Below are 8,536 nucleotides of genomic sequence, written 5' to 3'. Positions count from 1 at the left end.
AATCACATCACGGCGGAACTCTTCCGGATACGCCTTCACCATGGCGCACATCCTTCCAGCAGGAGCCAACGCTCCTACCTGTCAGGAGTCAACCGAACCTGCAGCAGTCCCACGACCGCCTGAGCTACGTCCCCGATCTTCGTGTGTGTAGCTCGCGCGTGCTGGCGGAGCAGCTGGAACGCCTCGTTCATGGTGATGTAGCGCTGTTGGCTGAGTGCGCCCTTCGCCTGTTCGATGACGACTCGGCTGGTGAGCGCATGTTGCAGCTGTTCCTGTGCCGCGATGCTGTCGCTGACGATGCGTTCGTGCAGGATTCCAATGGTGGCGACGTCAGCGAGAGCTTTCGCTGCAACGACGTCCGCGGCTGTCAGGCCACCCTCTGCAGTTCGGAACAGGTTCAGCGTCCCGATGGTGTGCTCACGGAGCCGCAGCGGGATGGCGTGGGTGGACCGGTACCCGGCTTTGTCGAAGCTGCCTGCGACCGCGGGCCATCGGGTTCGGATCTCCGCCGGCGACGACGCGGAGATGACCTGTCCGCCCCGAAGCGCATCTACGCACGGACCTTCATTTGCGCGGATCTCGTCGAGTTCCACCTGGTGGCTTCGCTCGTGTGTGGAGGCGGCGACCTGGAGGGTCTCGGAGTTGACTCTGAGCATGATGCCGGCGGCCGCTGCATCGAAAAGTGCGACGCTGCGGTCGGCGAGGGTCTGTAGCAGGTCGGCGACGTCGAGGTCCGCGACGAGCGAGTCCGCGAGCGTCACTAGGGTGTCAGCCAGCAACTCATCACGGGACACGGGTTCAGGTCCGCTGGACGAGTCGGGGTTGTCGTTCACGTAACCATCTCCTGACGAACAAGCACGCGCGGCTGCCGCTGCATGGGCGACGGTCCCGCGTCAACGTACCAAGCTTTGCGCCGGCCGCGCAGCGCGGACTGTTCGCCTGTGCCCGCACAGCTCTCCGACGTAACCTCGGCGGTGCGGGCACGAACCACCATCTCTCTTGCAGCAGCGCCTCATCGCGTAGCACCGCGCGATCAGGAAGCAGCCCCTTGAAAAGTCTTGTTTACGGGAACACCCCTCTGTTGGTCTGCGACGCAGTTGCGTACACGACCATCGACTACGCGGTCGCCCTCGCGCAGAGCGGTCTCGCTGATCGGGTCAACGTGCCCACGTTCGACGACTCGGGTACTGCCGTAACTGCGACGATCGTCCTCGCGCCCGCGCTCTACCTCGTAGCGCTTGCAGCTGCTGACGACGAGATCGGCGACAACCTCATGACCATCCCGCCCGCGACTCGCGGCTACCTGTACGACATTGATGCGCGCACAGCGGCGGTCCGCGCCGCGCCCTGATCGTCAGTAGCGGCAGCTACGGTCCTTCACGTGGCGCGCAGGAGACGAGACCGGTGGGCGCTCGGGTCGGCTTTCACCCTTTCGGAGATAGCACGCGGCGGCCCCGAGGTTGACCTTACGCAACCGGATCCGGTCGTTGCATGGGTGCAGTTCCCGGACCGCATCCTCGAGGTGGAGGGACGCGTCCTCGCGCACACCGATCGGGCGGTGCTTGTCGAGTGGGGATTTGGTCAGGCCGCTGATTGTGCCTGGGTCTGGCGGGACGCGGTCCGATCGCTCGTGGGGCGGGAAGAGCTGTCAGATCCGATGCGCGCGGGCGTGTAGAAGACTCCCGCGCACGTTCGTAGGGTCTGGCCCATGTCGTATGAAGCAGGTGAACTCGACGGCCCGGACGCCATTCCGCAGACTTACTGCCGGCACGCCTTCATCGCCGACTTCCTCGCCGGCCTCGAGATGCTGAGCGTCGAGTCCCTCGAAGCCGAGCAGCTCAATCGTTCCACTCCAGCCGGCACCCCGCAGATACCCAGCCGTGCAACCCTCGATGATCAGTCGACCGTTGACATCGCCGAGCAAGGAAGATCGACGTGCAACTCTGCAAGCTTCGTTGCGCAGGGACGGTCACCTGACGTCGGATGACGCCGGAACCAACGGACGATCTGGAACGAACTTGATGCGCTCCGCAGCGAGGGTCACGTCCCGCGCCTGCGCGAGCCGCGCTCGTTCCGCCTCGTCTGAGGACTCACGCTTCCGCCTGAGCTCCTCGAGTGCTGTCTCGCTGATCTCATCGATGGCGTTGGCGATGGACATGGCTAGTCCGCGTTCGAGTTGCCCGAGGTTCGTGTTGCCGATGAGGAGGCGACGATCCTCGACACGCAAGGACACATCTGGGTAGCCGGCCCGGCTGAGACGGGCGTGCGTTCCCGGGCCGGATATCTCGGCGATCTCAGCTGCGGTCGGGCGACGATTGAAGACGGCGGGAACCACGTAGAAGCGGTCCGCACCCTCCGCTCCGATGGACTGCGGCAACCCTGACGCGACGACACTGGTGAGGGCGAGACGTTGAGCGTTGCTGGTGGGCTGGCCGGTCATGATGCCTGCTTCCGTCAGCGGTGTGACCGCAGACGGGGCAAGCGAAGATGCCGACCTGGCGGAGCGGACCGCTTCCGTCAGCATGCACCCTGTCGGCTGTACGCCGCATGTTTGGCGCGTCTTATGCGTGCGGTGGCTACACCAGAGCCCGACTGGCAGGCATGTCTAGCTGCTTGGATAGGAAGAGGTGCGAGGACAACGCGGCAACAGATCGCTTCTCGAACCTCAAGTATCACCTCGAAGAGTTCGATGAGGACTACCGGACGGTGCTTCGGAACCTCCGAGAGCTCGCCGGCATGGTCCCCGACCCGTCCGACGTGCCGCCCGTTGTGGCAGAAGCTATTGAGAAGTGCGCCCGATACGTTCGCGCTGCAGCCCCAGACCTCGAAGACTCTTGGGTCGCGCGTAAGGTCTCGGAAGCGGCTGCGACGCACGTCTGATGGCAAGCATCCGTCAGCGCCCGAACGGCAAGTGGCGGGCGCGGTATCGGGACGACGAGGGGCGGGAGCACTCGCGTCACTTTGAGCGCAAGCGCGACGGGCAGGACTGGCTCAACGAGGTTGCCGCGCGCCGGCACACTGGCACCTACGTGACCCCGTCGCGCTCCACTACGACGCTGGCGAGCTACTACGCTGACTGGTCGCTACGCCAGATCTGGGAGCCGACGACCAAGATCGCGATGGGTCTCGCCGTTACAAAGTGTTCTTTCCTCGAGGTGCCGTTCGGGAAGCTGCGACGTTCGCACGTCGAGGCATGGGTGAAGTCAATGTCCGATGACCTCGCGCCATCGACCGTGCATACGCGAGTCAACAACGTGCGTGCGGCTCTGCGCGCCGCCGTACGGGACCGCTACCTCGCGGATGACCCGGCAGAGGGTGTGGTGCTCCCCCGACGACGACGGGCCGACCAGGCAATGCGCTTACCCACTCCTGACGAGGTGCGCGCTGTGATTGATGCGGCCGACCCGTGGTTCAAGACGTACGTGCGTCTCGCCGCGTTCGCCGGCCTCCGTCTCGGCGAAGCGTCCGGGATACAGGTTGATGATGTCGCGTGGCTGGAACGGACACTACGGGTGCGTCGACAGATCCAGCGAGGAAGTGGCGGACAGGCGGTTCGCATCTCCGCACCGAAGTACGGGTCCGAGCGGACGGTACCGATCCCTGACGAGCTCACGAAGCACCTGTCCTGGCACGTGTCCGAGGTGGGCGTGCGCGGCGACGAGCAGTGGTTGTTCGTTGGGTCGGGTGGACAGCCGCCCCACGGGAACACGGTCTACTACCACTGGACGAAGACGATCGAGGCGGCGGGCGTCGAGCCGTTCAAGCTGCACGACTGTCGGCACTTCTTCGCGTTAGGCCTGATTGCGGCCGGGTGTGACGTTGTGACGGTGCAGCGGGCACTTGGTCACCGGTCCGCGTCGGTGACGCTGAACACCTACAGCCACCTGTGGCCGAACGCGGACGATCGAACCGGGTCCGCAACCGCGGGCCTCATGCGGGAGGTTGCGGGCGATTCTGCGGACTCTTTGCGGACTGTGCCGGCGGAATAGCCCCAGATCGCCATCGCTACGGGCCTGCTAGTTGTTGAAGCGGAACTCCACCACGTCGCCGTCCTGCATGACGTAGTCTTTGCCCTCGATGCGGGCCTTGCCGTGCGCACGTGCCTCGGCGATCGAGCCGGCCTCCATGAGGTCCTCGAACGAGATGACCTCGGCCTTGATGAAGCCCTTCTCGAAGTCGGTGTGGATGACACCGGCGGCCTGGGGCGCCTTCCACCCCTTGCCGATCGTCCACGCCCGAGCCTCCTTGGGCCCGGCGGTCAGGTACGTCTGCAGACCGAGGGTGTCGAAGCCGATGCGGGCGAGCTGGTCGAGGCCCGACTCGGTCTGTCCCGTCGACTCGAGGAGCTCCGCGGCGTCCTCGGGGTCGAGGTCGATGAGCTCGGACTCGATCTTCGCGTCGAGGAACACCGCCTGTGCGGGGGCGACCAACGCGGCGAGCTCGGCCTTCCGGCTCGCATCGGTCAGCACGGCCTCGTCGACGTTGAACACGAAGATGAAGGGCTTCGCGGACAGCAGCCCGAGCTCGCGGATCGGCTCGAGGTCGATCGAGGTGGCGGAGAGCAGGGTGCCCTGCTCGAGCGCTGCCTTGGCCTCGTTCGCGGTCTCGAGCACGATCGGCTCGGCCTGCTTGAGCTTCACGGTCTTCTCGTACCGCGGCAGCGCCTTCTCGATGGTCTCGAGGTCGGCGAGGATGAGCTCGGTGTTGATGACCTCGAGGTCGTCCTTCGGGGACACCTTGTTCGCGACGTGCACGACGTCGTCGTCGGCGAAGCCACGGACGACCTGCGCGATGGCGTCGGCCTCGCGGATGTTCGCGAGGAACTTGTTGCCGAGACCCTCGCCCTCGCTCGCACCCTTGACGATGCCGGCGATGTCGACGAACGACACCGGTGCGGGCACGGTCTTCTCGGAACCGAAGAGCGTCGCGAGCTGGTCGAGCCGCGGATCAGGCAGGTTCACCACGCCGACGTTCGGTTCGATCGTCGCGAACGGGTAGTTCGCGGCGAGGACCTGGTTCTTGGTCAGGGCGTTGAACAGGGTCGACTTGCCGACGTTCGGGAGACCGACGATTCCGATGGTGAGAGCCACGGGAGGACAGCCTACCGGCGGCGACCCGTCGGAGCCGACCCGGGCCTCCTGCCCGGTGCCGTCAGTGCGGCCAAGCGGACACGACCGCGACCCAGATCGTGGTCCACAGTCCGTAGGCGGTGCCGGTCACGACGATGGCGACGGCGGCGCCGCTCACGGCGAGCGCCACGCCCAGCCCGACGCCCCGCTGCGCTGTCTCCCGTTGTTCCCCCATGCGCTGACTGTACGTCGCGTCGGGTCAGGACACCAGGGCGGCGATCCGCTGGTCCACCTCTGGACGCCACCGGCGCCAGCCCGCAACGCCGGGTCCGCGCGCGAGTGATGTCGGAACCCCGTGCGAGCATCGAGGGCGTGCCGTTGAACTTCACCGCGATCGACTTCGAGACCGCGAACAGCTCGCCCGCCAGCGCCTGTTCCGTCGGACTCGTCAAGGTCCGCGACGGCCGGGTGGTCGAGCGGGCGTCCTGGTTCATCCAGCCACCCGTCGGGCACGACGCCTTCCTCGAGTGGAACACCCGCATCCACGGCATCGTCGCGTCGGACGTGATCGGGGCGAAGGGCTGGGCGGAGCAGTACCTCGACATCGTGGCGTTCGCCGACGGGGACGTGCTGGTCGCCCACAACGCCCGGTTCGACATGGGCGTGATCGCGGGTGGCTGCTCGGCGACGGGCACCGAGCTCGCCGAGCACCACTCGCTGTGCTCGCTGCAGGTGGCGCGCAGGACCTACACGCTCGACTCGTACCGCCTGCCGATGGCCGCACGGGCCGCCGGGTACGAGGGCTTCCAGCACCACGACGCGGCCGCTGACGCCGAGGCCTGCGCCGCGATCGTCGTGCACGCTGCGGGTCAGCACGGCTGCGACACCGTCGAGGCGCTCGGCGCGGCGACCCGGGTGCACATCGCGCCGGTCCGACCGCGGTCGGAGCAGCCCAGCGCGGCAGCTCGACCCCGGCTGTCGAACCGCCCGATGATCTTCGCCGACTGACCCCGGCGTCGATCCGGTCGCAGGCACGCCCGATGGTATTGTCACGACAATGCCGTTCCGGCGCCGCTGCCGGTGCCGTCTCCCCTGAGGACCGCGATGACCAACGAAGGCCAGCTGCCGTCCGACCTGTTCATGGACCTGGACCGGTCGGGTCCCATGCCCCTCTACTTCCAGGTCGCCTCGCGCATCGAGGAGGCGATCCGCTCCGGCGCGATGCCGCCGGGCGCGCGACTCGAGAACGAGATCGCGCTCGGCGAGCGCCTGGGCCTGTCCCGCCCGACGATCCGCCGCGCCATCCAGGACCTCGTCGACAAGGGCCTGCTCGTCCGCCGTCGTGGCATCGGCACCCAGGTCGTCCACGGTCCGGTCACGCGCAAGGTCGAGCTGACCAGCCTGTACGACGACCTGGCGCAGGGTGCGCAGGCCCCGGCCACGAAGTTGCTCCAGCGCGACGACGTGCCGGCGAGCGACGCCGTCGCCGAGGCGCTCGGCGTCGCACCCGGGACGACCGTCGCACACATCCGCCGGGTCCGGTTCGCCGAGGACGTGCCGATGGCGATCCTCGAGAACTTCCTGCCGCCGGAGTTCACGGAGATCACCGACGAGGACCTGCAGGCCCACGGGCTCTACCAACTCCTGAGGAGCCGGGGCGTGTCGATGCGGGTCGCCAAGCAGCGGATCGGCGCGCGGGCGGTCACCGACGACGAGGCCTCGCTGCTCGAGATCGAGGACGGCGACCCCGTGCTGACCATGAGCCGGACTGCGTACGACGCGTCCGGCCGGGCGGTGGAGTACGGCGTGCACTGCTACCGCCCGGACCGCTACTCGTTCGAGGTCACCCTCGTCGACAAGTAGGCCAGCGGACCCGCTGCCTCAGCTCGCGGAGGGCACGCCGAGCTCGCCCGTCACGTACTGGGCGCGGCCGAACCCGGAGGACCAGTCCTGCGGGCCGTTCTCGACGGAGCCGATGAAGACGTCGGGGCCTTCGGCGCGCAGGTGATGTACCGACCGAAGGGGTCGTCGCCCGTGCGGGCGAGCGAGCGGCCGGAACGGCCGTGCGGCAGGCCGGGAGGCGCGTGTCGGTGGGACCTGCCAAGGTCACGTCATGCAGATCCTCGCCCTGGTCATCGGCCTCGTCCTCGGCATGGCCGTCGGCGCCGTCGTCGCGTGGTCGCTCGCCCGCTCACGCGCCGGCGTCGATGCCGCCTCGGCCCGCGCCACCGCCGATGCACTGCGTGCACAGCTCGAGTCGGTGCGCGCCGACGCCGAGGAGCGGCTCGACGCCCAGGACGCCCAGTACCGTCGGCAGGTCGACTCGCTGGAGCGCCGGGCGGCCGAACTCGAGCACCTGGTGCAGCGCATGCACGGAGCCGACGCCGCCCGGAACGAGAACGAGTCGAAGGTGCTGTCCGCCCTGAGCCCGGTCGCACAGACGCTCGACGTCATGCGCGCCAAGATCGCCGACCTGGAGCAGTCCCGGACGGAACAGTACGGCGCGCTGTCCGCGCAGCTGCGGTCGGCCGCCGAGTCGGAGGAACGCCTCCGGGCCACCGCCGACACCCTCGCGAGCGCCCTGTCGTCGAACAGCACGCGGGGCGTCTGGGGCGAGACGCAGCTGCGGAACGTCGTCGAGGCAGCCGGTCTGCTCGAACGGGTCGACTTCGACGTGCAGTCCTCGGTGACGACCACCGCCGGCACCGCCCGCCCCGACATGGTCGTGCACCTGCCCGGCGGCAAGACCATCGCGGTCGACGCGAAGGTGCCCTTCAGCGCCTACCTGCAGGCAGCCGAGATCCCCGCGAGCGCGACCGGTGCCGAGGGTGCGCGCCGCGAACAGCTGATCGGGCAGCACGTGAAGGCGCTGCGGGCGCACGTCGACGCCCTCGCCGCGCGGGAGTACTGGACGGGCTACGACGCCTCACCCGAGCTCACCATCGCGTTCATCCCGTCCGAGTCCCTGGTCTCGAGCGCACTCGCCGCCGACCCGGGGCTGCTCGACCACGCCTTCCGCAAGCGGATCGCCCTGGCGTCCCCGGTCACGCTGTGGTCGGTGCTGAAGACCGTGGCGTTCTCGTGGCAGCAGGACGTCGTCACGGCCGAGGCGCGCGAGCTCTTCCGGGTCTCCCGTGAGCTGTACGGCCGCCTGGCGACGCTCGGCGGGCACGTCGACAAGCTCGGGCGGGCGATCCGGGGCTCCGTCGTCGACTACAACCGCTTCGTCGGGTCGCTCGAGCGCCAGGTGTTGCCGAGTGCCCGGCGACTGTCGCTGCTCGACGAGTCGAAGGTGCTCGCCGACCCCGCGACGATCGACGACGAACCGCGGCTGCTCACCGCGCCCGAGCTCGTCGGTGCCCTCGACGAGGACTGACCCGCAGACGGCTCCGCGCGCCGACCCGGATGACGCGAGACGCCACCGACGAAGCGAGACGCCCCCGGATCCGGGGGCGTCTCGGCGTTCC

Annotated in this window: 11 protein-coding genes and 1 pseudogene; 7 read left to right on the top strand and 5 right to left on the bottom strand. The window is 68.1% G+C overall.

The window, feature by feature from the left end; genetic code table 11:
• Positions 1-74: 74 nt before the first annotated feature.
• A complete protein-coding gene (locus tag DEJ23_RS09620) occupies positions 75-833 on the bottom strand; it encodes a GAF and ANTAR domain-containing protein (protein WP_111240029.1) in 759 nt (252 codons plus the stop codon).
• Between the two features lie 215 nt (positions 834-1,048).
• Here DEJ23_RS09620 and DEJ23_RS09615 point away from each other — a divergent pair, with 215 nt between their 5' ends.
• Both DEJ23_RS09615 and DEJ23_RS15425 read left to right on the top strand, forming a co-directional pair.
• Positions 1,049-1,351 (top strand): hypothetical protein, encoded by a 303-nt coding sequence (locus tag DEJ23_RS09615; protein WP_111240028.1) that lies wholly within the window; start codon positions 1,049-1,051, stop codon positions 1,349-1,351.
• A 357-nt stretch (positions 1,352-1,708) separates the two neighbouring features.
• Entirely contained in the window at positions 1,709-1,987 is a 279-nt protein-coding gene (locus DEJ23_RS15425; protein ID WP_146240250.1) for a hypothetical protein, read from the top strand.
• Here DEJ23_RS15425 and DEJ23_RS09605 read toward each other — a convergent pair.
• Positions 1,970-2,440: a hypothetical protein gene (locus tag DEJ23_RS09605; RefSeq protein WP_111240026.1), complete on the bottom strand. Its 471-nt coding sequence runs from the start codon at positions 2,438-2,440 to the stop codon at positions 1,970-1,972. The genes DEJ23_RS15425 and DEJ23_RS09605 overlap by 18 nt on opposite strands.
• 173 nt (positions 2,441-2,613) lie before the next feature.
• Here DEJ23_RS09605 and DEJ23_RS09600 point away from each other — a divergent pair, with 173 nt between their 5' ends.
• Together DEJ23_RS09600 and DEJ23_RS09595 are read left to right on the top strand one after the other, a co-directional pair.
• On the top strand, positions 2,614-2,880 hold the full coding sequence (locus DEJ23_RS09600; protein ID WP_146240249.1) for a hypothetical protein: 267 nt from the start codon (positions 2,614-2,616) through the stop codon (positions 2,878-2,880).
• Positions 2,880-3,989, top strand: a complete 1,110-nt coding sequence (locus DEJ23_RS09595; protein ID WP_111240024.1) for a site-specific integrase — start codon at positions 2,880-2,882, stop codon at positions 3,987-3,989. The genes DEJ23_RS09600 and DEJ23_RS09595 overlap by 1 nt, the downstream gene beginning before the upstream one ends.
• A gap of 27 nt (positions 3,990-4,016) precedes the next feature.
• On the opposite strand, the gene ychF is transcribed toward DEJ23_RS09595, so the two are convergent.
• Both ychF and DEJ23_RS15700 read right to left on the bottom strand, forming a co-directional pair.
• The gene (gene ychF / locus DEJ23_RS09590; RefSeq protein WP_111240023.1) at positions 4,017-5,090 is read right to left on the bottom strand and encodes a redox-regulated ATPase YchF; all 1,074 of its coding nucleotides are present in this window, start codon (positions 5,088-5,090) and stop codon (positions 4,017-4,019) included.
• Between the two features lie 61 nt (positions 5,091-5,151).
• Positions 5,152-5,304, bottom strand: coding sequence for a hypothetical protein (locus DEJ23_RS15700; protein WP_181429201.1), 153 nt, complete (start codon positions 5,302-5,304; stop codon positions 5,152-5,154).
• Between the two features lie 137 nt (positions 5,305-5,441).
• On the opposite strand from DEJ23_RS15700, the gene DEJ23_RS09585 reads away from it, so the two are divergent.
• Both DEJ23_RS09585 and DEJ23_RS09580 read left to right on the top strand, forming a co-directional pair.
• Positions 5,442-6,077 (top strand): exonuclease domain-containing protein, encoded by a 636-nt coding sequence (locus tag DEJ23_RS09585; RefSeq protein WP_111240055.1) that lies wholly within the window; start codon positions 5,442-5,444, stop codon positions 6,075-6,077.
• Between the two features lie 96 nt (positions 6,078-6,173).
• Entirely contained in the window at positions 6,174-6,932 is a 759-nt protein-coding gene (locus tag DEJ23_RS09580) for a GntR family transcriptional regulator (protein WP_111240022.1), read from the top strand.
• Positions 6,933-6,950: 18 nt separating this feature from the next.
• Here DEJ23_RS09580 and DEJ23_RS15945 read toward each other — a convergent pair.
• A pseudogene (locus tag DEJ23_RS15945) lies at positions 6,951-7,061 on the bottom strand (tautomerase family protein); the annotation flags it as partial.
• A 121-nt stretch (positions 7,062-7,182) separates the two neighbouring features.
• Here DEJ23_RS15945 and DEJ23_RS09570 point away from each other — a divergent pair.
• On the top strand, positions 7,183-8,445 hold the full coding sequence (locus DEJ23_RS09570; protein ID WP_111240021.1) for a DNA recombination protein RmuC: 1,263 nt from the start codon (positions 7,183-7,185) through the stop codon (positions 8,443-8,445).
• Positions 8,446-8,536: the final 91 nt, after the last annotated feature.

The sequence above is a fragment of the Curtobacterium sp. MCSS17_008 genome, from assembly GCF_003234185.1.
Taxonomy (GTDB): Bacteria; Actinomycetota; Actinomycetes; order Actinomycetales; family Microbacteriaceae; genus Curtobacterium.
The sequence above is the reverse complement of the archived record's forward strand: the minus strand, read 5'-3'. Positions and strand labels throughout refer to the sequence as shown.